Origin of the sequence: Pedobacter sp. (assembly GCF_039594775.1) — a bacterium.
GTDB lineage: Bacteria > Bacteroidota > Bacteroidia > Sphingobacteriales > Sphingobacteriaceae > Pedobacter.
In genome coordinates this window covers 70,331-96,352 of record NZ_JBCNMT010000010.1, presented here as the reverse complement: position 1 = coordinate 96,352, position 26,022 = coordinate 70,331, and the positions used below count along the sequence as shown (strand labels likewise).

Annotated in this window: 17 protein-coding genes; 10 read left to right on the top strand and 7 right to left on the bottom strand. The window is 38.9% G+C overall.

Going from position 1 to position 26,022, the window contains the following annotated elements:
- The first annotated feature begins 20 nt into the window (after positions 1-20).
- The 6 genes from ABDV71_RS18685 (at position 21) to ABDV71_RS18660 (ending at position 11,081) form a co-directional block, all read left to right on the top strand.
- Positions 21-1,184 carry a FecR domain-containing protein gene (locus ABDV71_RS18685; protein WP_343535272.1) on the top strand — a complete coding sequence of 388 codons (1,164 nt, stop codon included), beginning with the start codon at positions 21-23 and terminating at the stop codon, positions 1,182-1,184.
- Positions 1,185-1,397: 213 nt separating this feature from the next.
- Complete coding sequence (locus ABDV71_RS18680; RefSeq protein WP_343535270.1) at positions 1,398-4,589, top strand: SusC/RagA family TonB-linked outer membrane protein; 3,192 nt, start codon at positions 1,398-1,400, stop codon at positions 4,587-4,589.
- An 11-nt stretch (positions 4,590-4,600) separates the two neighbouring features.
- Entirely contained in the window at positions 4,601-6,022 is a 1,422-nt protein-coding gene (locus ABDV71_RS18675; protein ID WP_343535268.1) for a RagB/SusD family nutrient uptake outer membrane protein, read from the top strand.
- A 7-nt stretch (positions 6,023-6,029) separates the two neighbouring features.
- Positions 6,030-6,494: a hypothetical protein gene (locus ABDV71_RS18670; protein WP_343535266.1), complete on the top strand. Its 465-nt coding sequence runs from the start codon at positions 6,030-6,032 to the stop codon at positions 6,492-6,494.
- 8 nt (positions 6,495-6,502) lie between these two features.
- Positions 6,503-9,313: an insulinase family protein gene (locus tag ABDV71_RS18665; protein ID WP_343535264.1), complete on the top strand. Its 2,811-nt coding sequence runs from the start codon at positions 6,503-6,505 to the stop codon at positions 9,311-9,313.
- Between the two features lies 1 nt (position 9,314).
- Positions 9,315-11,081: a hypothetical protein gene (locus tag ABDV71_RS18660; RefSeq protein ID WP_343535262.1), complete on the top strand. Its 1,767-nt coding sequence runs from the start codon at positions 9,315-9,317 to the stop codon at positions 11,079-11,081.
- A 386-nt stretch (positions 11,082-11,467) separates the two neighbouring features.
- On the opposite strand, the gene ABDV71_RS18655 is transcribed toward ABDV71_RS18660, so the two are convergent.
- The 5 genes from ABDV71_RS18655 to tgt all read right to left on the bottom strand — a co-directional run bounded on the left by ABDV71_RS18655 (position 11,468) and on the right by tgt (position 18,555).
- Positions 11,468-11,749 (bottom strand): LapA family protein, encoded by a 282-nt coding sequence (locus ABDV71_RS18655; RefSeq protein ID WP_343535260.1) that lies wholly within the window; start codon positions 11,747-11,749, stop codon positions 11,468-11,470.
- A 4-nt stretch (positions 11,750-11,753) separates the two neighbouring features.
- A complete protein-coding gene (locus ABDV71_RS18650; RefSeq protein ID WP_343535258.1) occupies positions 11,754-14,528 on the bottom strand; it encodes a hypothetical protein in 2,775 nt (924 codons plus the stop codon).
- A 1,004-nt stretch (positions 14,529-15,532) separates the two neighbouring features.
- Complete coding sequence (locus tag ABDV71_RS18645) at positions 15,533-16,021, bottom strand: SRPBCC family protein (RefSeq protein ID WP_343535256.1); 489 nt, start codon at positions 16,019-16,021, stop codon at positions 15,533-15,535.
- 299 nt (positions 16,022-16,320) lie between these two features.
- On the bottom strand, positions 16,321-17,424 hold the full coding sequence (locus tag ABDV71_RS18640; RefSeq protein ID WP_343535254.1) for an LptF/LptG family permease: 1,104 nt from the start codon (positions 17,422-17,424) through the stop codon (positions 16,321-16,323).
- A complete protein-coding gene (tgt, locus tag ABDV71_RS18635; RefSeq protein WP_343535252.1) occupies positions 17,425-18,555 on the bottom strand; it encodes a tRNA guanosine(34) transglycosylase Tgt in 1,131 nt (376 codons plus the stop codon). It abuts the gene before it with no gap.
- Between the two features lie 496 nt (positions 18,556-19,051).
- Between tgt and ABDV71_RS18630 the strand changes: the two genes are divergently transcribed.
- Positions 19,052-20,173, top strand: coding sequence for a glycosyltransferase (locus ABDV71_RS18630; protein WP_343535250.1), 1,122 nt, complete (start codon positions 19,052-19,054; stop codon positions 20,171-20,173).
- Positions 20,174-20,383: 210 nt separating this feature from the next.
- Positions 20,384-21,013 (top strand): 16S rRNA (guanine(527)-N(7))-methyltransferase RsmG, encoded by a 630-nt coding sequence (gene rsmG, locus ABDV71_RS18625; protein WP_343535248.1) that lies wholly within the window; start codon positions 20,384-20,386, stop codon positions 21,011-21,013.
- Positions 21,014-21,022: 9 nt separating this feature from the next.
- Here the strand turns inward: rsmG and ABDV71_RS18620 are convergent, their stop codons facing one another.
- The gene (locus ABDV71_RS18620) at positions 21,023-22,738 is read right to left on the bottom strand and encodes a M56 family metallopeptidase (protein WP_343535246.1); all 1,716 of its coding nucleotides are present in this window, start codon (positions 22,736-22,738) and stop codon (positions 21,023-21,025) included.
- Complete coding sequence (locus ABDV71_RS18615) at positions 22,735-23,106, bottom strand: BlaI/MecI/CopY family transcriptional regulator (RefSeq protein ID WP_343535244.1); 372 nt, start codon at positions 23,104-23,106, stop codon at positions 22,735-22,737. The genes ABDV71_RS18620 and ABDV71_RS18615 overlap by 4 nt, the downstream gene beginning before the upstream one ends.
- Positions 23,107-23,216: 110 nt before the next feature.
- On the opposite strand from ABDV71_RS18615, the gene dprA reads away from it, so the two are divergent.
- Positions 23,217-24,314: a DNA-processing protein DprA gene (gene dprA, locus ABDV71_RS18610; protein WP_343535242.1), complete on the top strand. Its 1,098-nt coding sequence runs from the start codon at positions 23,217-23,219 to the stop codon at positions 24,312-24,314.
- 205 nt (positions 24,315-24,519) lie between these two features.
- Positions 24,520-25,881, top strand: a complete 1,362-nt coding sequence (locus ABDV71_RS18605) for a pyridoxal-phosphate dependent enzyme (RefSeq protein WP_343535240.1) — start codon at positions 24,520-24,522, stop codon at positions 25,879-25,881.
- Positions 25,882-26,022: the final 141 nt, after the last annotated feature.

The following is a 26,022-nucleotide window of genomic DNA, read 5'->3' as shown; positions in this document are numbered from 1 at the left end:
TTTCAGGTTTCTATAGGTATATGACACCTCATAGAGATTTTGAATACCTATCGTCGCTGATCCTAAAATATCTGAAAAATGAAATTACAGATAAGGAACAGCAAATCCTTAACCAATGGCTTGAGGAAAGCCCACAAAATAAAGCGCTCTTAGAATCATTTCGGCAAACTGCCAAAGTAGAACAAGATATAGATCAACTAAGAAGTGTGGATGTTAACGCTCAATGGGAAAGGTTTAATGCCAATATCGGCCATAGCCAATCTAAGAAATTACGTTTGGGCAAGTGGTGGCCACGTGTAGCCGCGGTTTTGCTAGTTGCTTCGTCAATCACAGCTTATTTCTACTATGCCCAACATCAATCGGTTAGTCCAGAAACAGCTTTAGCTTATGATGTAAATCCGGGAAGCGAAAGAGCAATTTTACAACTTGCGGATGGTGCAGTGGTAAACTTGGGCCGCTATCAAAAACATTCAGATCATGACCAAGATCAGGGCTTCGATGTAAAAGAAGGAACCTTGTATTTTACGGCAAATCATACCAAAAGCGGTCAAACCAACCGCCACGCTTTGCGTACACCAAGAGCTGGAGAATATAAAGTGGTGTTACCAGATGGAACAAAGGTTTGGTTAAATGCTTCTTCCTATTTAAGTTTTCCTCAAAATTTTGATGGAAACGAGCGTAGGGTTCAGTTAAAAGGAGAAGCTTATTTTGAAGTAGCCCATCAACCCTCAAAACCTTTTATAGTAAGTTTTAACGACACGGAAGTAAAAGTACTGGGTACACATTTTAACATCAGTACTTATGGCAATACCAGTAAAACTACCTTATTGGAAGGTTCTGTAAGCATTAGTGAAGGTGAACATCAAACCTTGTTAAAGCCAGGGCAGGAAGCTTTGATTGAGCAGGGCGAAATCTCGGTGCAGAAAACAGAAGTATATAAATCCATTGCTTGGAAAGAAGGTGTTTTCTATTTCAAGGAAGACAATATCAAAGAAATTCTCGACCAGATTTCAAGGTGGTACGACGTGCAGGTAATATATCAAGGTAAGCCGAGCCAACAGGCCATTACAGGGAATATCCGTCGACAAGCCACCCTCAATCAAGTGCTGGAAATGCTTAGCGCCTTAACCAACGCAAAATTTAACCTAACAGATAGAACAGTAACCGTAAACTTTAACCCTTAAATATGACATAAAAATACAGAGCCTCCATAATGGCCTTCATAAAAAAATCCGAAAGCACGCCAATGCTTCCGGACAAAAAGTATGGTCATTATCAAATTGATGAGTTTCGAATCCAATCAAATTTTAAAACCAATACATAACAAAAATATGAAACAATTTCTTCTCGGCAAGCGGTCGGGAACAAGCAAACTATTTAATAGAAAAATACTATTAATGATGAAACTAACCGTATACCTAATTGTACTTGCTTCATTTGGTGTAAAAGCTTCGGGCTATGCCCAGAAGGTAAGCATCAACGCCAAAAACCAGCGCTTGGAGCAAGTATGGGAAAGTATTAAAAAACAAACTGGCTATTTCCTTTTATATGATGCTAAACAGGCAGGTCAAAAAGGAACTATTAATCTTGACGTTAAAAATGAAGATCTTAAGGATGTTTTAGCCCAAATCAGCAAACAACTCAACGTGAATTACAAGATTATTGATAAAACAGTAATCCTAACCGAATCAAAGACAAACGCTTTGCAAGAGGAAATTACGGTGAGGGGTTTGGTAAGATCATATGAAGGCGCGGGTAAAGAACCGCAGCCATTGCCAGGAGCAGTAGTACGCGTAAAAGGATCGGAAAGAGCTATTAACACGAATGCAAATGGTGTTTATACCATTAAGGTACCTTCAAATGGAACATTAGTTTTTTCAGTGATAGGCTATGGTACTGAGGAAATCCCCGTATCGGGTAAAACTAGTATTGATGTAATTTTAAAGGAAACCGCTAGTAACCTTCAAGAAGTGATTGTTACAGCCTACGGTACCAAAGAAACCAAGGAAAGCCAAGTAGGCAGTGCCGTTCAATTAACTCGAAGAGATTTAGAGATGAGACCTTTAAATCGTATAGATCAATTGTTGGATGGTGTGGTGCCGGGAGTAATGGTAGAAATGCAGGACCAAACGACCTCAAGTGCACGTCCTAGGTTTCAAACAAGGATACGAGGCGAAGGCTCATTTCAGGCATCTGGAGACCCGCTTTGGGTAATTGACGGGGTGCCAATGTATACGGGCGATGAAACGAATATGATACCCGGAGCAAATACCAGTATCAGTCCATTGACCTACATTAACCCAAATGATATCGAAACAATTACCATCCTTAAAGATGCGACAGCTACTTCTATTTACGGAGCAAATGGCTCTAATGGAGTAGTTTTAATTACCACAAAGAAAGGTATTGCTGGACAGAACAATGTTAATTACTCTTTTAGGACGGGAGTAAACCTTTTAAATAATAATCGTTTTCATGTATTGTCGGCAAGTGAATATCGTGAACTTTTAGCGGAGTCATTTGCGAATTCTAGCTTAGCAGCAAATCCGGTAGTTGATTTAGGAAATGATACGGACTGGTATGATGTTTATTTCAGGAATGGGATAACCATGCAGCATGATATATCTTTTAGAGGAGGGACAGAAAAAACAAAATATTATATCTCTGGTGCTTATTTCAACGAAAAACCGATCATGATTGATAATCAGACCCAGCGTTTTTCTAGCAGGATAAATATTGATCAAAATATCAGTAAATCAATTGATTTGTTCTTTAAGATGGGAGCTTCCTATGTAATTAACAATATGTTTAATGCTGGAGATACCTATTACACCAACAAGCCTATAGACGGACCCTTTAATCCAGATGGCTCTTATGTTAAGAAGTTCTATAATAGGTTAGCGGAAGCCAAACTCAATGATAATGACCAAAAAACAATGGCCATGTATGCTAACGTTGGTGGTTCGATCGGAATTACCAATTGGTTGAAGTATACAACTATCAACGGGATAGATTATACCTCCCTTAGCGAAAGTAGTTATGCATCTATGTACACCTTTGCTGGTAGTTTAGATAATGGCGACGCTAGCAAGGGACAAAGCACTAATTTAAAATGGAACTCGCAACATAGGTTAAATTTTGATAAGATAATTAATAAGCATAGCATTAGTGGTTTACTTGGTGCGGAAGCGGCGGAAAGTGGCAGAAGATCGGCCACAGCGTATGGATGGGGCTTTGCAAACGATAAAATTAGGGAAGTAACCTACGCAAAAACTAGATATGGAAACAGTTCGGCATCAGAACAGAGCGAACTTTCATATTATGGACAATTCACTTATTCATTTGATAAGAAATATAATGTAGTTGGTAGTTTTAGGAGAGATGCCAATTCTGATTTTGGCTCTGATGTTAAATGGGCGACTTTCCAGTCTATCGGTGCGTCATGGAATATTAGTAATGAAGATTTTTGGAAGGTTAAGCAGATAGATTTTGCCAAAATTAAATTCAGCTATGGTACCAACGGAAACTCTAGGATAGGGGCCTACAAATCTAAAGGCATATATAGCTTTGATGTAACCAATAATATTTATAACGAATTGCTGGGTGCTTCCATGACTAGCGGCGAAAACCCTGTTTTGTCTTGGGAAACAACAACTGCTATAAATGGAGGTATTAGTTTGGGCTTGTTTAAAAGAATAGCGCTTGATGTTGAGATTTATCAAAATACAACCAAAAATGCACTTGATGATGTAGATGTTACCAGAACTACTGGTTTTACAGGTATCCTTCAAAATGTAGGCAAAATCAGAAACAGAGGTGTGGAGATTACCTTGAACACCCAAAACATTATGCGTAAGGATTTTGAATGGAAAACCAGTCTTAATTTCTCATTAAATAAAAATACTATTCTCCAGCTTTATAATGATAATGAGAAGATATTTGGTAGTACGATCAGAAAAGTTGGAGAACCCATCAAAACAAATTATCTGATTCGTTGGGCAGGTGTTGATCCTAGAGATGGCGGGCCGCTATGGTATGATGCAAACGGTAATATTACCAAAGTTTTTGATCTGAACAACCGCGTATTGGCAGGAACACAAGATCCTACATTTTTTGGTGGGATGACCAATACTTTCGATTATAAATCCTTCTCTTTAAAAGCATTATTGCAATACACGGTAGGAGGCTACCTGTTCAGTAATTTACAACGAGAAGCAGAATCAGATGGTAGAAACTTGGCTGATGATAATCAATCAAGAAACCAATTAGATCGCTGGAGAGAACCAGGAGACTTGACCTTGGTGCCTAAGACGGTTTTAACAGAAAATGCAGATAATGCCAGAAACTCTACTCGTTTTTTACATAATCGTACCGCTTTTAGACTTACCAATGTAAGCCTGAATTATAATTTCCCTGTTAAACTGGTAAGTAAGATAAGCTTAAGACGAGCTAATGTTTATGTTCAGGCAGACAATGTAGCTTTTTGGACACCGTATAAGGTTAAAAAGAATTACAACGGATATAGGAATTCATTTAACCCGTATCCACAACCACTGATATTGTCTTTTGGTTTGAACGTAGGTTTTTAAAATTGATTAATATGAATAAGTTAATATATAAAATAATCTTATTGGCAACGCTGATATTCAGTTTAGCCTCATGTAAGAAATTTCTAGAAAAGGAACCGATTGGCAGAATTGGTAAACAAGTACTGTTCGAGGATGTTAATGGTGCCCAATTGGGCTTGGTGGGAGCATACAGATTGGTTTTAGATTATCATAGAAATGAATTTGGAATGCACGGAGATGTAGCTTCGGATAACATGGTTTACACTCCAACTTCTCTGCCCCAATTTATGACACAGTCGTTTAATTTCAGTAGTACGCCGGAAGATGATGCCTTGGTGACTGGTCATATTTGGCTTAGTATTTTTGAAGCACTGAACAATATCAATAATGTGCTTAACGCTTTGCCCGCATTAAAGGAAAAATTCCCAAATCAATTAAGCCAAATTGAAACCATAGAAGGACAGGCGTTGGTATTAAGGGCATTATGTCATCTTGATTTGAGCAAAGTTTACGCTCAGCCTTATAATTTTACGGCAGATGCTTCTCATCTTGGTGTACCCGTGCTGACCAAAACGCCATCCCCTGGAGAAAGTATAGTTAGAAGGACAATGAAGCAAACTTATGATCAGATCATACTGGACCTGTCAAATGCTTTGCCTCTGTTAAATAAATATAATAATTTCACCAATCAGGCATTGGTAAATTATCAGGCCGCACTTGGATTACTGTCCAGGGTATATCTATACAAGGGTGACTGGCAAAATTGTTTGAACACTTCAAACTCAGTGATTGCAGACACTAGGTATAAGCTAGCTACAGCCACTGAATATAATTCGCTGTTTTCTGTTTATACGCCTAATGCAAATACATCTTCAATAAAATCAGAGATATTATTTCAATTATCTGGCATTAGCCTTGAAAAAGTTAGCAATACAGAGCTAATCAGTATGTTTTTAACTCAATACGGTGCATCTTTAAAATTATTAAATACGTTTGACGCTGATGATGTCAGAAAATTAAATTTCTATACTGGCGGTAAGAACGCATATACCTCTAAATATACTCCAGGAGGATATACCATAAAAGTGATAAGACTGTCGGAGTTATACCTGAATAGGGCCGAGGCTAATTGGAATTTAAAAAACTATGATGAAGCCAAAGAAGATTTACGTATAATCTCTCAAAGAGCCCACCCTAATCGAATTATTAATATCGGTAATCCATCTGCCGATGATTTGTATAAACTAATTGCAGATGAAAGGAATCGAGAATTATGCTTTGAAGGACATCGTTTATATGATATTGTGAGAAGAAAGGAAAATTTAGTACGTGGAGTAGATTGTAATTCTACCGTTTGTACATTAACCTATCCTAACGACAAATTCGTATTGCCTATCACCACCAAAGAATTAGATGCCAATAAAGGGATGAAACAAAATCCTGGATATAACTAGAAGTTAGATGAAAAAGATTAAATACATATATATATTGTCGTTATTGCTAAGCATAACGATACTTTCATCATGTAAAGATGAATTTGAGCCTTATGATCATCCATTTTTTCATATTCATGTAGCGAATCGATCAACGGTTGAAGTGGCTATAGATAGAAATGACCAAATAGATTATAAAGTTTACTTCAGTACCAAACTCCAATTTGAACCTGTTGACCTTAAATATGAAGTGATTGTAGGGGATGGCTTATTGGCTGGTCGCGATTTTGAACTGATTACCCAAGGCAATACCTTAAACTTCCCCAATGGTATTTTTGAGCGTCCTGTAACCATTAAATGGATTGCCGGGCCAGTAGATCCTGCAAAAAACAATACTATTACCATTCGTTTATTGAGCAATAGCAAAAACTATACGATTGGATTGCCAGGACCTGATCAATTGCAGAAAGAATTAATCATCACTAAAAAATAGGCAGCGCAATGAATTTAAAGAAAATAACAGCGCTCCTTACTTTAATAGCACTTGTTGCAGTAGGCTTTGCCCAAAACCTTAAGCAAGATCCAAATCTGGTAAAAGGGAAACTAGCTAATGGCTTTACCTATTACATCTACAAAAGTGATAAAGAACCTGGAACTTCAACGCTGCGCTTATTTGTAAATGCTGGTTCCCTGCAGGAAAACGAAAAACAACTTGGTTTAGCCCATTTTGTGGAACATATGGCTTTTAACGGAACTAAGCACTACTCTAAGAATGATGTAATTACCTTCTTAGAATCGAAAGGGGTGAAATTCGGAGCCGATTTAAATGCGCATACCAGTTTCGATGAAACCGTATACAAAATCAGCATCAACACAGAAGAAGAGAAAAATCTGGAGAAATCTATCGACATTATGGCCGACTGGGCCTTTGGCGTAACTTTCGATGCCGGAGAAATTGATAAGGAAAGAGGGGTGGTGATTGAAGAATGGCGAAGCAAGCAAGGTGCTGAAAACAGACTGAGAGATCAATATCTACCAGTTCTATTCAATAAATCAAGGTATGCCGAAAGATTGCCAATTGGTAAGGTTGATATCCTGAAGAACTTTAAACGCCAAACCATTGTCGATTTTTATCAGAAATGGTACCGTCCAGATTTAATGGCTATCGCTATTGTAACGGATATTGACCCTAAAAAGGTAGAACAATATATTAAAGCCGAGTTTACGCAGTATAAAGCCATAAGCAAGGATCCACGGGTATATTATGAGCTACCGAGCCATAAAGACACCCTGTTCTCTATCGTTACTGATAAGGAAGCCAGAGCTATTGATTTAAGCTTTTTCCATAAAATTAAATCATCGGGCGCTATCAAAACCGAACAAGATTATCAGCAACAGCAAACTCGAAGCTTTTTTAATGCTTTGGCAAAAAACAGGTTTAGCAGAGTTTCGCAGCTGAGCGACAATTTTAAGGATGGCAGCTTTTCCATTAGCAATATAGTGTTAAAGAATGGCGTGGTTGCTGGTGGTGTTTCGCTATATCGCGATCAAGTGAAAAGTGGTATTGAAAACTATCTGTTAGAACTACAGCGCATCCTGAGATACGGTTTCACGTCGGAAGAAATCGAAAAATATTGCGAAGAGTATATGGCTGCTATTAGGAGGGGAGCAAAAGAAGAAAAAAGCCAGGCCGAAACCTATTTGAACGAGATGCATGAGGATTTTTATGTAGGTAGTGTAATGATGGATAAGCCTCAACGTACTGCGCTTGCGCTTAAATATGCCCAAAAAATAGACTCATTAAGCTTACTTAACTTTTTAAAAACCAAGCTTACCCCGAATAATATGGTGGTATTGCTTACGGCACCTGAAAAAGATAAAGGCCTATTGCCAAGTCAAGCACAATTAAAAACTTTAATGGCTAACGCACTTAAGCAAAAAGTGTCTCCTTGGAAAGATGAAGTGGAGATACCTAAACAATTATTGGAGAAACAGCCAATAGCAGGCAAGGTAACCAAAGAAGAACAGTTGTCTGAAATTGGCGTAACCAAGTGGTCATTATCTAACGGAACAACGGTTTACATTAAGCAAACTAAGGAAAAGAAAGATTATTTAACCATTTCAGGCTTTAGAGAAGGCGGAATGTATGCGCTTGATTCCAGTCAGTATGTTACGGCACAATTTGTAAAATCGGTTACTGGATTAAGTGGCGCAGGCAAGTTTGGAAGAAAGGCATTGACCCAATTTCTAACCGGAAATTCAGCCTCAGCGGTGCTTATTCTATCTGGAAATAGAGAAGGTGTGGTCACCAATGCCGATTGGAAAGATGCCAAAACCATGTTCCAATTGATGTACCTGAAATGGATGTATCCAAATGCAGATCAGGTAACTTTTGACCAAGCGAAGCGTAAAGCACTGGAAGGATTGGAAAATGCCAAATTATCTCCAAATTATGAGTACAACCAAGCCATTTCTGAATTGCTTAAAGGTGATGAAGATTTTGCTTCGGACATTACTGTGGAGCGTATCAACAAAGAAGTGAAGTTCGAAAACATCATTCCTGTATTTAAAAGCAGGTTTGGTTCGGCCAAAGATTTCCAGTTTGTAATTGTCGGCGATTTTAACCTCGACAGTATTAAGCCAATGGTAGAACAGTACATTGGAGGTCTGCCATCGGGCAATTATACCAAAGATTCCAAGTACAAAGGCCCAACGGGAGGTAGCAAGGCAAAAAATATTTTAATGTATGCCGGAAAAGCACCTAAAAGTACGGTGAACCTTTTTTACCAAAGTAATGACGTAAAATATGACTATCCAGATATTTTGGTGCAAACACTATTACAGGAAGTGCTGAAAGTGAAAATGCGTTTGAACCTTCGCGAAGAAAATTCGGGGGTTTATGGGGTAGGTGTATCGGTTTCCTCTACCAGTATTCCTAATCCATTAATTCGCTCACGTGTATCGTTTAGCTGTGCGCCGGAAGCAGCAAACTTTTTGGTAAAACAGGCGCAGCTGGAATTGGAAAAAGTAGCCAGCCAGCCGGATTATTTTGCGGAAGACCTGAAAAATATCAAAATACAGCAGATTGACGGCTACAAAAAACAATCGAATAAGAACTTGTTTTGGAGTACGGCATTGAGAAATCAGTTTTATTTTGGTTTCAAAGATTTTAGCTATTTCACCAAATATGAAGAAATGGTAAACAGTATTACTCCTGCACAAATTGCCGAGTACGCAAAAAAATATATCATCAACCAACCTGGTATTAAAGCCATACTAATGCCAGAAAACTTTAAGACTTTAAACAAATAACATGAAGACTATTTTTAACAAACTGGGTGTTTCGTTGCTGCTTTTAATAGCGGTAATGGCTGGTTGTAAAAAAGATCCAGTAATGTACGCCAAGGGTATCGAATCATTTTCTTTTAAGATAAAAGATGCCCAGAATGTAGAAAAGGAATACCAAGGGGTAATTACTGATGGCAATATCGAAATTGTTTTGCCAACAGAGGTGGATGTCACCGAGTTAAAGGCCATTTTTAAAACAGATAACCCGAGGACGATTGTACAAGTGGGTAACGAAGTGCAGGAATCGGGCATTACCATACAAGATTTTACTACTGCAAAAAGCTATAGGGTAAAAGCAGAAGACAAAAGTACCAGAAGTTATACGGTAACCGTAAACAAGAAAATTGCCTTGACCAGCTATGGCTTCTATAAGGAAGATAATCCAAGCTTGCCTGCTGATTATGTGGGGATAATTAGAGGGTTTGAGGTAGAAGTTGCAATTCCTGAAACAGTTTCTTTTTTAGGGCTTAAAGCAAGATTTACAACAACAACTGGTGCCAGTTTAAAGGTGGGAGCCGTTGATCAACAAAGTAAAGTAACTGCAAATAATTTCGATAGTCAAGTTACCTATACCTTTAACGAGCCGTCATTAACTACGCCGTTTGAGTACAAGGTAAATGTGGTGTTTTTGGGCAAACAGTGGGAGCTGTTTGGAGATAATTTAACGGTGCCAACGGCGGCATCTCCAAAAATGGCAATCAACCCGATCAACAGTATGCCTTATTTCATTTACCAACGTACAGGCAAAGGAGAAGATGGTTTAACCATTGCCACAGATAACAGAAAAGTAGCAGTAATGGGATATGTAGGTGGTCAATGGCAAAACCTTGGCGATAAATTGGGCATTTCTGATTTTAGAGCCGATGCACAGACGATTGCTTTTAATAGCACTGGGGAGCTGTATGTTGCTTATAAGGATTATTTTGGTGCGGAACAAAGAGGTACCGTTAAAAAATATACAGGTGGAGTTTGGTCGGCTATTGGGAATAGCAGGTTTACCCCAATGAAGGTAGATTACCTGACAATGGCAATGGATGCAAGCGATGTGCCGATGATTTCCATGACTAAACAAAGCAATGCCACAGAATATCCTAGTATTCCGCAAAGGGGAGTTTATGTAACCAGTTACAAAAACAGCGCTTGGGGCGATGCAACAGGTGCCTTGACCGGAAAAACAATGTTCCAGAACAATTTAATTAGAGGATTGGATGGCAACATTTACCTAGGGCTTATGGAAAGAACCACGGGCGCTAATAGACCATCACTTTACAAATTTGCCAATAATGTGTGGACTGCTGTAGGGCCAACCTCTTTTTCTGCACCTGACGGTTTAGTGGGTTTCCAATCGGTAGCAGCAGCAGTCGATAAAACGGGACAGGCTTATTTGGCCTTCCAGGTAGGCTCTGGAGCTAATAGAATGAACCATGTAATGAAATACAATGCTGGTACCAATACATGGCAGGAAATAGGCAATGGCGTGTTGAGCGGTGCGGTTTCAGATACTTTTGCGCTAGTGGTTGACAAGGAAGACAATCTGTATTTTGCTTATGCTAATGCAACATCGTTAGTGGTGAAAACTTTAAACAAAATCACCAATAACTGGAATACCGAACGTAAGATTATTAATGAAAAGATCAATGCATTCGACATACAGGCTGCTCCAAATGGCTTGCTTTATGTGGTAGCAAGTTTAGCTACTTCAAGCAAAACAGTAGTTTACAGATACGAATAATTTTTAGAGTTAGTTATATAGTGAAAAGGTCGGCAGCAATGCTGGCCTTTTTTTGTTTTCTAGAGAATAATAGCGCTGGATAATATGCTATTTGTCATTCAGAACATAGTGAAGAATCCTAAGGCATTTTATAGTTAATGTGGTTAATAGGGCCCCACTCTCCCTTTTGGTTTGGCTGTCATTCAGAGCGTAGCGAGGAATCTCTAAATACGATACCCGCTAATTTATTTGATGTTCATTAACCATTCACAATTAGACATTAACCATAGCCTTTGCCAATTAAACCTGATTGTAGGCGACAGCGCCCGAAGCATAGCAAGGGACTAAAGCCGAAAAGCAGGACTATATTTTCCCAAAAGCTTCTCGGCGCTCTTTTTCAAAAAAAACTAACTAATGTAGTCTCTATCCTCGTCGCTTAAAGTATTTTTCTGCTCGTTAGCATAGTTTTTCTCTACTTCCTCGTTGTAGCTGCTATAGGTTTTGCGGGGACGTCCAGCAATAAAGCCCAAAATGAAGCCAATAAGTATACAAATGCCAATAACAATCAATTTCGATACTTCTACAGGTTTTCCAAGTAGGAAATTGAACTCAACAGCATCGTTGTTGGCCACTAAAAACAAGGTCAATAATGCGGTAATGACAATGATGGATATGGTTTTGCCTTTCATGTTTTCAGAAATAATAGTTGAATAACACTTCGAATATAGGATTTTGATTGTAGATGTTGTTAACAAAAATTAAGCGCGCACCCACATCGGCTACCGGTTGATAGCGTAAAAGGTTCATGTCGCTACGCAATTCGATGCCAAAGGTTTTGGGTTGCGCTAGGTTGGTTTCTTTGCCAATGTTTTCGTAGTGGCTGAAAAAGTTTGCCCTCACGTTCCTGATGTAGGCGAAAGGACCAATTTCTAGATCGGGAAACAGGAAAGGAAAGCGGTAATTGAACAGCAAAGTGTTTTTTAGGAGGCTTTTTGCCCTGATCTGGTTATAGCCGTAAACAGTAGGAATATCGTTAACCGTTCTGAAAGTGCCGCTGTTTTGTTGGTAGCTAAAGCTGGCCAATAGGGTGTGGTTTTTAGCTAAGCCAGGGAAATAGAAGAAACTTTCGAAGGCGAAAAGGCGCCCAGTTAGGCTGCGGTCAAATGGTAGGTTTTGGTATTTAAGCTCGATAAGCTGTGCCCATTTGGGTGCAATATCCCGCTCGGCACTTCGTACCTGATGGTTAAAGCCTATTCTGTAAGTCATGGGGAATTCGATGGTGTTTACCAATCGTTTGTCGTCAACAGGATCAAAATGCCGGTTTACGTAATAGGTTCCAGCCTCACCAATAAAGCTGAACAAGTGGTTAAAGGAATTGAAGCTTAAAGGTAGGGAAGCGGTAAGCCCGATATAATCTTCACGCCATTTGGCCTGATGGATGGTATTTTGGAAGCGGTAATTGGCCAATCGCGGCCTGTTGCGATAGTTGATGTTAATGACAGGATAAAGTGCCTTGTACTTAAACCCCGCATTGTACTCAAAACGGCGTAGCGAACTTTCGTAGATAACGCCCGCGTAAACACTGGTGGTATTCAACAGGTCGTCGGATTTGAGCTGTAAACCCACACGCTCCACATTATCGTCGGAAGTAGGGCTAATGCTATGAAAATTGAACATGTGTTTCAACGGACTATAGCTTTTGGAGCTAAAAGTGCTATCGGGAACATGGGCAAATACGTAATCCTCAGCTTTGATTGGCTGGCCAAAGTATACAAAGTGGTCTTCTGGTATAGGGGTAGGATTAATTTCAGTTTTGGCAATTTCGTAACCCATCAACTGGTAGTTGTTAAACAAAAGGGTTTTGCTATCGGTAGAAAAACTCGCATTAAAGGCGCCGTATTTAGAAGCCGTGAGCGCGCTTATCTTTTTTGATGCGGGGTCTATTTCATAAATATTGTCTACGCCGCTAAAATGAGCATTAAATGCGATTTTATCGCCAAAAAATACAGGTCTGCTCAGTTGCTGTCTGCTGTCACTGATTAATTGGCTTAAATTTTGGCCTTCCTTTAACCAAAGTGATTTTCCTTTTTCGGTAACGGTAATCCAAGCCATTTTGCTCCCGTCATGGTTAAGGGTAGGAGTTTGTATTTGGTAATTTTCTGGATTGGGTAGGCTGTCGATGATTTTTCCGGTGACCATATCCAAAGTCACTAAAGTGTTTTGGTTACCGAGATCTACTTTTACGGCAATGAGTTTTTGACCGTCTCCAGAAATGCTTGGCGCAAATAAACGAGTTTGATGGGTGAGTTGTTGTTTTTTCCCGCTTTGCAAATCGTAAATACAAACCACATTATAGCTTCGTTGCTTGTACCTCGGGTCTTCCCTGCGTTCGTCCCAAGCTATTTTGCCATTTCCATAACTGTACCAAGGCTGCTCTTGGTAACCAATCCTCAATAAAGTCTTTTCTTTTCCGTCTGGAGAGAGGCTAACAAAACCTGGAGTTTCGCGCTTGCTTTGTTTAATGGCTAAAAGATTTTGATTGGGCAGTTGAGTGGGTAAATGATAGTTGGTGGCATAGGTGCTTTTTGGATTTAAGCTCTTATAGTTGATGGATTGATTTTGGTCATTTTGTTTGGTCCAAGCCAACCTTAAATCTTCGAGTGTTTTGAGGTAATACTGCTTGGTGTTTTTACCCGTAAATTTTTTAAGGCTTTGCGAAAAAGGGTAGGGTCTTAAAGGTCGTTTATTGAGGTCGGAAAGTAGCTCGTTTCCGATGTTGTTTCCGTAGTTTTTTTGGAGGTTGGAATTGATTAAATAACCGAGCTGATAATAGCCTGGTGTAACATCTTTTTCGGAGCCAAAATAGGCCTTGGAATAACTGAAGTTTTTGCCCTCTAAAATGGAGGTTCTAAATGGCATGATCCAGTTGGGTTGGCGACCTCTTCCTGAGTAGGTGAGCGAGGTCTCGGTGCTCACCGCATCACCCTCCAAAAACCAGAGCGGAGTGCTCACGCCAATGTAGCCAAAGTACAGCTCTTCGGGAAAGGGGAAGCCGCGCTTTCCAGTGATTTTATTGAACTGTGCCACGTGCCTCAGTTCGTGAACGGCAAGGTTGTTTAGCCAGTCCTGACTGTCGAACTGCTGAGATGGCATAGTGTAGAATTGTGATTTTTTTGGGGCTAGTTGAACAAAGCCATTTGAGGTAGTTCCTTGGTTTTGCAGGATGACTGGAATAACGGTTCTGTTTTCTCCCAAGCTCTTGCCCACGGTAGGGTAGATGTAGGCTAGCGTATTGGCCATTCTTTGTGCTTCTTTTTCTAGTGTGTGGGGATAGATGATTTTAAAGCCCCTATGCTCAATTTGCCTCCATTTTACACTAAGCGGCGTTTGACTTTCATCAAAAAACTGCGAAAAAACCTTTAGTGAACAAAAACTTAATAATAATATGAGTAATATTCTGAATTTCAATTGATTTTTATTTTAAATATGAGCGGTATAAAATGTTTGCTAAAAATATTAGTTTTTATTTTCTTTTTTAGGTTTGCTTTTGCTTTATTTATTGTTGATATAAATGAATTAATTTTATTGATTGTTAGTTAATTAAATTTTTTTAATTAACTGTGTTTTTAATGTTGTTTTTGTCTTTTGTGTTAGTGTTTTTTGAGGTTTTTGCCCTCTTTTCCGATTTCTAAGATAAGCTATTTTATTGATATAACTTGTACACTATTAGTGCTTGTTTTTTTGAAATTAAATTCGGTTGATTTTTTAAAATGTATAGAAAATTTGCGACGCTAGATCCTGTTGCTACTTAAAAATTAAGCGTAAAAACTGGAGGATTTATTGTGGGTTGCCGAAATTTGAGCGTCGTTTTAGGGCTGTCTCTTTCGGAGGGTTGATGGTTTTGTTACTATTCTATTGTCTGCTTTATTAAGCTAGATAGTGTATTTTTTTAATTTTTATATTTTATGATTTTTTGTTGGCGTTGAGCTAAGTTTGATATTTAACTGGTTTCATTTTTCAGGTGAAAATTAGTTTAGATGTAGGGTTTTGGAAGTGTGGTTTGTCAACGATTTTTAAGGGGGATGTCGGTTAGGTGAAGCAGCTTTTCTTCTTTTTTTTGAAAGTGATATAGTGATTCTAATACTTCTGTTTGCTTGAAAATATAGTCTTGTTTTGTGAACTTTTGAGGGGAGGATGGTGGTTCTTTTTCTAGATTTTTTTAGTCGGTTTAGGGATGTTTTTTAGCTTGTTTTAACAACTCAAAAATCTTGTTTTGAGGACCTTTTTTACGAGTGTATTTTGTCTGGAAAATCCTTTTGTTTTGCCCGGCTTTTGAGGTCAAATTCTGAGGTGAAATTGATGGAGAGACAGAGGCTTTTTCTAGGATAATTTACCCCTGCTTTTTTAGGGCTTTTTGGGCTAAAAAAAGGAGGTGCGTAAAGCTTGAAAGCGAGCCCGGTTTAGTTTGTTTTTTATAGGTAGTTGTGCTCGTCCAATACCAATTTCCATTGGTCTGTTTCGGCATAAAACTTAATGATTTCGTTTCTTTTAAGCAGCAGTTTTCGTAGGTATGAAGTAAGGATAAGCTGGTTGAAAAGCTCCCCAAATATCCCAAAGGGAGAGGTGTATTCGAAGTGGTCTATCATGGTCACTTGCCCATTTTCCGCTTCAAATTTGTGTACATGGTAAATAGACTTGAAGGCACCTTGCACTTGCTCATCTACGAAATAATAAGGCCGTTCAAAGCTGGTAATCTTTGAAGTAAGTGTTTGTTTAATGCCGAAATGGGTGGCTCTCCAGGTCACATATTCATTTGGTCCAATAAGTCCACTGGTAACGCCTGAAATGGCTTCTTCTGAGGTGTGGGAAGTAGAAATCCGATGTAAATCGATACTTCTCGCCAAATCAAAACAAATCTCTATAGGGGCGTTTATTTTAGTGATGAGTTCAATTACTGGCATAGTTATTAGGTATATAGGTTTAGGTAGGCATTTTACAGCCTTTGAACATGTCTCAAATCTAAGTAATTCCTTTTCGTTTTACGGAAAATCGACACTGTTTGGCCTTTAAAAAATTATACCTTAACCTAGGTGAAATAATGCCCTATGTGTTTAATGTTCTCTTTAATAGCCCTTTTCAGATTTGGCATATCTAAAGCAGGAAGATAGCTGAAATGAACCATATAGGCACATAGAAAAGTTAATGGCATTAATGTGATGTGGCTCGCAAGGAAATTAATATCTTATCTCCTTTTGAATAGTTATTTCGGCGCTCTTCGCAACAAATATAAGCCAAGGACGGCAAATATCATGACGGGCAATAAATTGGCAACCAGTGGAGGTAAACCGCCCTTGGTAGAGAACATTTTGGCAAACTGGTTAAGTACAATAAACAAGAAACTTAAAACAATGCCAATTCCTAAAGGAAGGCCCACGCCCCCGCGTACTTTTCTGGAAGATAGTGCTACACCAATAAGGGTTAAAACAAAAGCCGATAAAGGCTGTATAAAACGCTTGTATTGTTCAAAAAGTAAATCGTTCATCACTCCGGAGCCCCTGATTTTTTCCTTTTTGATCTTGTCGGATAGCTCTCTACTGGTCATACTTTCCACCACGTTGTCGTACACCGAGAAATCGTCTGGCTTCATGTCCAAAACGGTATCCTTGGTCTTGTTATTGGCATATACCATGCTTTCTTTTAGGCCATCAATATTACGTATGGTGTAATTGCTCAGTTTCCAAACCCTTTTAACCGAGTCGTAACTGATTTGTTCCGCCATCAGCTTTTTTTCCAGCACATCGCCTTTAAAACGGTCTAGCGTAAACCTGTAGCCAATATTACTTCGGTTGTCGAAATTGTCGATAAAGATGTACGTATGTTCATCTATTCTCATGTGGATGTTCGACTTCGTATAGGGGTCGTTTTTCTTGATTACTTGATTTTCAAAGCTGTTCTTGATTTTGTTGGTGTAGGGCAGCATGAAAAGGTTGGCTCCTAAGTTTAGGGCAAAAATGATAAACGCCGAAATGAAGTAAGGTCTTAAAAAGCGGTTAAAACTTACGCCACCGCTTAAAATAGGTACAATTTCGGTCTGGTCGGCCATTTTTGCAGTAAAGAAAATTACCGCAATAAAGTTCATCAAAGGCGAGAGCATGTTGACATAAAACGGGATAGAGCCCGCATAATATTGAGAGAAGATCTCCCATATCGTCATGTCGTTTTCCAAAAAGTCATCTAGCTTCTCCGAAAGGTCAAAAATCACGATAACCACCACAAATACCGCTAAGGTGTACACAAAAGTACCTAGGTATTTGCCAATAATATAGGCGTCTATGAGCTTTGAACGTCGGAAAAGAAATTTCATTTAGAGTTTTGTTCCTAAGATAGTAACCATTTTGTTTTTCCACTCATAAAACTCGCCACTAATAATTTTTTCTCGGGCTTCATTTACTAGCCATAAATAAAAATGTAAGTTATGTAGCGTAGCAATTTGTGATCCTAATATCTCTTTGCTGTGCATTAAGTGTCTTAAATAAGCTTTGGAATATACTTGGTCTGCCAATAAATCGCTTTCCGCATCAATTGGCGAAAAATCGCTGGCCCATTTCTTATTACCAATGTTAATGATACCGTTTCTGGTAAACAACATGCCGTTTCTGGCATTTCTGGTAGGCATTACACAATCAAACATATCTACTCCTAACGCAATATTCTCTAAAATATTGATTGGAGTGCCCACACCCATTAAGTAGCGAGGTTTTTCATAAGGTAAAATATCACAAACCACTTCGGTCATGGCATACATTTCTTCGGCAGGTTCGCCCACGGAAAGGCCGCCAATGGCATTGCCCTCACGACCCATGGAAGCAATGAACTCTGCCGATTTTACCCTTAGGTCTTTATAAACAGAGCCCTGTACAATAGGGAACAGGGTTTGGTCGTAACCATATTTAGGTTCCGTAGTATCAAAACGCTCACAGCATCTCTTCAACCAGCGATGGGTCATGTTAATAGAGTTTGCGGCATATTTATAGTCGCAGGGATAAGGCGTGCACTCGTCAAAGGCCATAATGATATCCGCACCAATAGTGCGCTGAATGTCCATGGCATATTCGGGAGTAAATAAATGTTTAGAACCATCAATATGCGAGCGGAAAGTAACCCCTTCTTCCTTTATTTTTCGCACTTGACTTAGCGAATAAACCTGATAGCCGCCACTATCCGTTAAAATAGGTTTGTCCCATCCAATAAATTTATGTAGACCACCAGCAGGCTCCAAAACATCCAATCCCGGACGTAAGTACAAATGGTAGGTATTGCCCAATATGATCTGGGCCTTAACATCTTCCTTTAATTCTTTTTGGTGTACCGCTTTTACAGTTCCCGCGGTGCCTACAGGCATAAAAATAGGGGTTTGTATATCGCCATGAGCAGTGGTAATTACACCTGCTCTTGCCTTAGAATTTGGGTCCTTTGCCTGTAAGTTAAATTTCATGCTTTGCTTTCCTCTTCAAAAATCCGACAAAAGTAAAGATTAATTGTCAAATTGTGCCCTAAATCGAATTAGATTACTTATGCAATGTTGTTTTTATAGTTTCATTAGCTCATTAATTTGAAAAGCAAAATTTCTGCTACTATCTACGTTAGTCCCGCTTTTCGCTTTACTCTCCCCATGTTAAATCGGGATCGTGCCCGCTACAATCGGGTTTATTTTGCAATTTCTGTGCACAGATCAAGGTGTGTTAAACCTAATTGCAGCGCCTGCCTGCGGTAGGCAGGGAATACTTTTTGTAGCAGTAGCCAAATAGACCTCATAGGTTTCAAAAACCTATGAGGTTTGGAATAACAAAAAATCTGTGGTAAATCTGCGATATATGAAAGAAAAGACCGTAATCCCTAGTCACTAGTTCCTAACTACTAATCCCAATTTTTTCAACAATACCCACAAATTGAATTAAAAAACAGACCTTTGCTAGCTTTAGAATACCATCGTGGAATTTAACATACTCGAAATCTGCTTGCTAAGCGCTCTGATCATCTGTTTCCTCATACATCTTTACTATGTTTTGGGCGTACATTTAAAACTAGCGCAATATCGTATTGGCGACTTGCCTACTGCAAATCGTAAACCTATTAGTATAATTGTTTGCGCACGCAATGAAATCCAAAACCTTGAAAAGTATCTGCCCAGCCTATTTGAACAAGATTACCCCCAGTTTGAAGTAGTAGTGGTTAACGATAGGTCCTGGGATGGTACAGTCGATTTTTTAGAAGAACTCGAGAAAAAATACAGCAATTTAAAAGTCGTGCACGTAGCCGAAGGGAATAAGTTCATTGCCGGTAAGAAATTTGCCGTAACCATGGGCATAAAAGCCGCTAGCCACGAGTGGTTGGTGTTTACGGATGCAGATTGCGAACCTGCAACCAATAACTGGCTAAAGGGAATGCAACAACCCGAAGACGACAAAATAGAGATTGTGTTAGGTTATTCTCCCTATTTTAAAAGAAAATCTTTATTGAACGTATTGATCCGTTTCGAAACGTTTTTTACTGCCGTTAACTACCTGTCGTTCGCACTAAAAGGCATGCCCTACATGGGAGTGGGCAGAAACATGGCCTACAAAAAATCACTTTTCTTTAAAAACAAAGGTTTTGCTGCGCACATGCACATTCCTTCCGGTGATGATGACCTATTTGTGAATGCCAACGCACGACCTGAAAACACCATCATCCAGATTCATAGAGAAGCGCACGTATGGAGTGAACCTAAAACTTCATTTTTTGCCTATCTACGCCAAAAGAAAAGACACATTGGTGCCGGAAAGTTCTATAAACCCAAACATAAATTTATTCTTTCAGCGCAAATTGCCATACAGTTTTGCTTTTATGCACTGGTAATTGCCTTGGCTATTATCCCTGCTACACGCTTTGTAGCCGCAGGAATTTTCCTGTTGAGTTTGATCATTAGATGCTTTGTTTACCCTAAACTACTAAAAAGGTTAAATTATGGTGAGTTAAGATGGTGGTTCCCAATTTTGGACGTTGTACTAATGGCCTTCTTGGTATTTAATGCCATCTTATCTGTATTTGTGAAAAAAGTACAGTGGAAGTAGAGAAGAGCGTAAAGATAAAAGAACAAAGAGAGAAGATCAAGGAATAAAGAGCAAAAAACAAAGACTAAGGATGGGCTGCCATCTATACTTAAATCTGCTCAACAATTTACTAACCACTTGCCACTAATCTCTAATTCCTAGCCACTAATTACTAGTCCCTAATCCCCAACCACTTTTTTAACTTTCCACTTTAACTTATAACTTTGCCCAATGGTAAAACCCGATATCATTTTCAAATACTTTCCTGAGCTAACTCAGCAGCAAATTGAGCAATTTGGAAAACTGTATGAGCTTTACAGTTTTTGGAATAGCCAAATCAATGTAATTTCCCGAAAAGATATTGACGAACTATACGAGCGCCACATTTTACATTCGTTGGGCATTGCAAAGTTTTGCGCCTTTAAACCAGGCGAAAAAGTATTGGATGTAGGCACGGGTGGTGGTTTCCCAGGTATTCCTTTGGCAATTTTATTTCCTGAAACACAGTTCCATCTGGTAGATTCTATTGGGAAAAAAATCAAAGTGGTTAACGAAGTAGCAACCGCTTTGGGGCTGAAAAATGTAAAAGGGTCGCACAGTAGGGCCGAGCAGATTGCCGATAAATATAACTTTGTGGTATCGCGGGCGGTAACGCGTTTAGCCGACTTTTATCCTTGGGTTAGAGGGAAATTCTCTAAGGAAAATATCAATGCCCTAAGGAACGGCATTCTTTACCTAAAAGGTGGCGATTTAACCGAAGAGATTAAAGAATCAAAACTGAAAGCAGAACTATATCCGCTTTCAGCTTATTTTGAAGAAGATTTCTTCGATACCAAATATGTGGTCTATATTCCGCAGTAGTCGGATCAACTAGCAACGGTCATTTTTGTCTTCTGCAGGTTGAGGTTTGTATAAAAGCCAGGGCTTGCCATTATAGCCAGTCTTTAGCTGCTGCGAAAGGGCTATTTTAGTAGTGGTGGTGGTGGGCGATTTTGCTTTTCCAATTTTTACGCCCTGTACTTTTTTGGTTGGAGCTTCGGTAGCTTCAATTTTAATAGACTTAATTTCTTTGGGTTTATTGTCTTTTGCTTCCTCCAATTTGATTCCTTCTATTTTTTTTATAGGTTGGTCAGCTTTTATTTCCTGTAGCAGGATTCCTTCTATCTTTTTTTGAGGGTATTTCTCATACCTCATCGGTAAGGAAACCAACTCTCCATCGTTAGATGTCGTTCTTTTCTCTTTTATTTCTTTTACCCTAACTTCCTTTACGCCAGTTGTTTTTTTGACCTCATCAGCTTTAACAATTGGAGGTGGGAATTTTTTGAGCTTTTTGCCCTTAGGAGGAGCTTCTATGGCAGGAGGAGGGAGTTTAGCTTGGTCTTTCTTAATTTTATTTTCTTGTGGCATTACTGGTGGGGGGGGAGTCATTGCAACATCTTTGCCTATAATTTCAACGGCACCATATTTTCCTTCATTTCCATATTTGTTAACGGCTGCTTCACTTGATAAAAAAATAATCTTTTCAGCTTTAGCAGAGCCATAATATTTGTTTCTATCTGAAACAACTTTTCCATTGATAACAATAACTCTCTTTTCCAGAGATATAAAGTTGTTATGCTCATCATATTTAAAATCTGGATAATAGGTCTTCTTTTCGTTTTGACGCTTTGCCGCTCGTTCTTTGGGCTGCTCTTGCCTAGGGATAATCTCTACATACCCATAGCTTTTGCTAAAACTAAGTGTCGATGCACATAATAGGCCCACGCCTAGCGGTACGGCCAGCAAATACTTGAGCCTAGCCCAATTTGCTGTTTTTTCTTTGTTTAACATGTTGATTCTACTTTTTAATATTGATTGATTGAAAAATTGATTGACAAGAGAAGGGGAAAATGAAGCCATTGAATTTTCGATTAAAAACATCGCATATTCATGTTTGGAAATACCCTTGGCCGTAGTACTTTCGTCGGCAATATATTCATGCAAAAGCGTTAGGTCCCTTTTCATGAAATATACTACCGGATTAAACCAGCAGATGATTTTCAAAAGCTCCAGTAGAATAATGTCTAAACTATGCCTTTGTTTAATGTGTATCATTTCATGGGTCAGCACAGCATTGTTCTTGGCCATACTGGGGTGAATAAAAAGCACATTAAAGAACGAAAAAGCAGTATGTTCGGCGGTTAGCTCTACCAAGGTATATTTGCCCAGTTCACGTTTCTGATGGTTAAAGTATAGGCGAATGATTTTTGCAATTGAAAAAAGAAACTTGGCAGCCAAACCAATAACCAAGGCCAGGTATCCATATAAAAGGTAGTCGTTGACGGACCGTCCCGTAGGCTGGTCTACCATCGTTACTTTTATAAATTGTTGCGGGTTCTCATCAATTTGTATTGCTGTAGTAGCCGCTAGTACTGGCTTTAAAAAACCTAATTGTATAAAAGGAATGGTAAATGCCGCTATAATGCTCAATACCAAAAAATATCTATTGGCATGATAGAAAGTGGTATTTTGCAATAACAACTTATACAGAAAATAGAAGGCGGCCAAATACAGGTTAGCCTCTAACAAATAATACAGCCAGTTCATGATTTCTTGTTTTTAAGTTGTTCAGCAAGTGCAATAATTTCATCCAGTTGTGAAACATCCATATTCTTTTCCTTTACCAGAAAAGAAACCAAGCTTTCATAACTATTCTCAAAATAGTTGTTCAATACCTTGTCAAAGGCAAAGTGTTTATACTGTTCTTCCGTAATAATAGGAAAATAAATGTGCGTGTTGCCAATGGCCTTATGGTCAATAAAACCTTTTCCCTCCAATACCCTAATTACGGTAGAAACCGTGTTGTAGGCAGGTTTTGGAGCTTCCATGCGGTCAATAACATCTTTTACAATAGCCTCTTTAAGTTCCCAAAGAATAAGCATAATTTGCTCTTCTGCTTTTGTTAATTCTCTCATAATGAATTATCTTGCTTAATAATATAAAGTTAAAACTATAAAAATAGTTTACAAACTATTTTTATAGTTTTATTGCTAAGCTGTTGTGATACAGCGATATAAATTTACCTATGAGCAAACAACATCAAATTGCCCTTACCCTTATAGAAGGGGTGGGGCCTTTAATTGCCAAAAAACTTCTCCAGTATTTTGGGAGTGCGGCGGATGTATTTACCGCTAACCAGAAGCAATTGCAAGAAATAGAAGGAATTGGTAAAAAAACAGCTGAAACCATTTTGCAGACCAATGCTCTTGAATTGGCCGAGAAAGAACTAGAGTTCATCAACAGACATCAAATAAAGGTGCTTTTTTATGAGGATGAGGATTATCCCAAAAGGCTGAAAAACTGTTATGATTCCCCATTGTTATTGTATTATAAGGGAACGACAAATCTTAATGCATCTAAAGTAGTAAGTATTGTAGGCACCAGAAACGCTACCCCATATGGTAAAATGCTCTGCAAACAATTGATAGAAGTATTGAAACCCTATCAGGTATTAATAGTAAGCGGCTTGGCTTATGGCATAGACGCTGCAGCGCATAAGGAAAGCGTATTGCAGGCAGTGCCAACCATTGGCATTTTGGGACATGGACTTGACCGGATCTACCCCGCTACACATAGGGAACTGGCCGCCAATATGCTAAAATGTGGCGGACTGCTCACCGAGTTCCTCCCAGGAACTAAACCCGATAGAGAAAATTTTCCCAAACGTAACCGTATTATTGCAGGCATGGCCGATGTAACCATAGTAGTGGAGGCTTCAAGCAAAGGAGGTGCTTTAATTACGGCCGAAATTGCTAATTCCTATAATAGAGACGTTTATGCTTTCCCAGGTCGGGTAAACGACGAATTTTCCGAAGGCTGTAACTTTCTGATCAAAACAAATCGGGCAGGGCTCATTAACAGTCCACAAGATCTAATTTATTATTTAGGATGGGATGGCCAAGCCACTCAAGCCAAGCCTCCAGTTCAGGTACAGTTACCGTTAGACTTAAACCGAGAGGAAAGAATAGTCTGCGAAGCATTATTACCAACCGCATTACCAGTTGATGAGCTGGCCTTAAAAACAAATATTGCCCAAAGCAAGCTCGCGGTTATACTGCTTACTTTAGAAATGAAAGGAATTATTGTTGCTTTACCTGGAAAGTTATTCAAATTGGTTCCATAATATTTCATGTCATTTGTCGCTATGAGGCATGGAATTACTCTTGAAAGAAAATCTAGCTAATGAGGTTTGCCAAATTTATAGTATATATAGTATATCATTTTTGTAGTTTAAATAACTAAATTTGGTTTATCTCATCTTTTTAAAATTAAATTTTAAATAAGCGATATGGCCTAAAATACTTGTTGCTGTTCTGTATTTTTGTAGCATGTGGTATAACAATATATTAGAAACCATTGGTAATACGCCATTGGTAAAATTGAACAACATCGTAAAAGATATTCCAGCCACAGTATTGGCTAAAATAGAAACAACCAACCCGGGGAACTCTATTAAAGACCGTATGGCTGTAAAAATGATTGAAGATGCCGAAAAAAGCGGTAAGCTAAAACCGGGAGGAACCATTATTGAAGGAACCTCGGGCAATACCGGGATGGGCTTGGCCATGGCGGCAATCATTAAAGGATATAAATGTATTTTTACCACTACCGATAAACAGTCTAAGGAAAAAGTAGACGCTCTGCGTGCCTTCGGGGCTGAGGTAATTGTTTGTCCTACCAACGTTGAGCCAGAAGATCCACGTTCTTACTACTCGGTATCTTCCCGTTTAGAACGCGAAGTGCCCAACTCTTGGAAGCCCAATCAGTACGATAACTTAAGTAATAGCCAAGCGCACTATGAGCAAACAGGTCCCGAAATATGGGAACAGACCGAGGGCAGGATTACGCATCTGGTAGTGGGCGTAGGTACGGGCGGTACCATTTCCGGCACGGGAAAATACCTAAAAGAAAAAAATCCAAACATTAAAGTTTGGGGGATTGATACCTACGGTTCCGTTTTTAAAAAATATAAGGAAACCGGAATTTTTGATAAGAACGAAATCTACCCCTATATCACCGAAGGCATTGGCGAAGACTTTTTGCCAGCCAACGTAAACTTTGAAATAATTGACCTTTTCGAAAAAGTCACCGATAAAGAAGCGGCCCTAATGACCAGAGAAGTTTGCCGTCAGGAAGGTATTTTTGTAGGGAACTCTGCCGGAGCAGCCGTAGCAGGTTTATTGCAGTTAAAGGACCAATTAAAACCAGATGATGTAGTGGTGGTTATTTTCCATGATCACGGCAGCCGTTACATGGGCAAAATGTACAACGAAGATTGGTTGCGCGAACGTGGTTTCCTAAAAGATGAGAAACTAACGGCCAGAACCATCTTGGCTAAAAAGCAAACAGGAGAAATTGTAACCATCGATTGCGAGAAAAGTGTTTCGGAAGCATTTAATACCATGAGCACCATGAACATTTCTCAAATACCAGTAACCCAAAAAGGAATGTTGGTTGGTAAATTGGAAGAAAGCGATATCCTAAGTGCCCTGCTGGAAAATCCAAGTGTAAAATCGGCCACGGTAGAAACCGTCATGGGCCCAACTTTTCCATTTGTAGATCTAAATACTTCTATCGATAGACTATCGTCACTAATTAATAAGGATAATAGCGCCGTTTTGGTAGAACTGGAAGACGGTAGGTTCGACATCATTACCCAATACGATATTATCAATGCCATAAAGGGGTAGAATTTAAGTAAATAACTATTGGTGCTGAAATTTGCACCATTAAAACTTACAGATTGAGCGTTTACGCAAAGTTTGTAAGTTTTTTTGTTTTAATAGTTTTCAATTTAATAAAGTTATTTATCTTGCATTACAACTAACCAA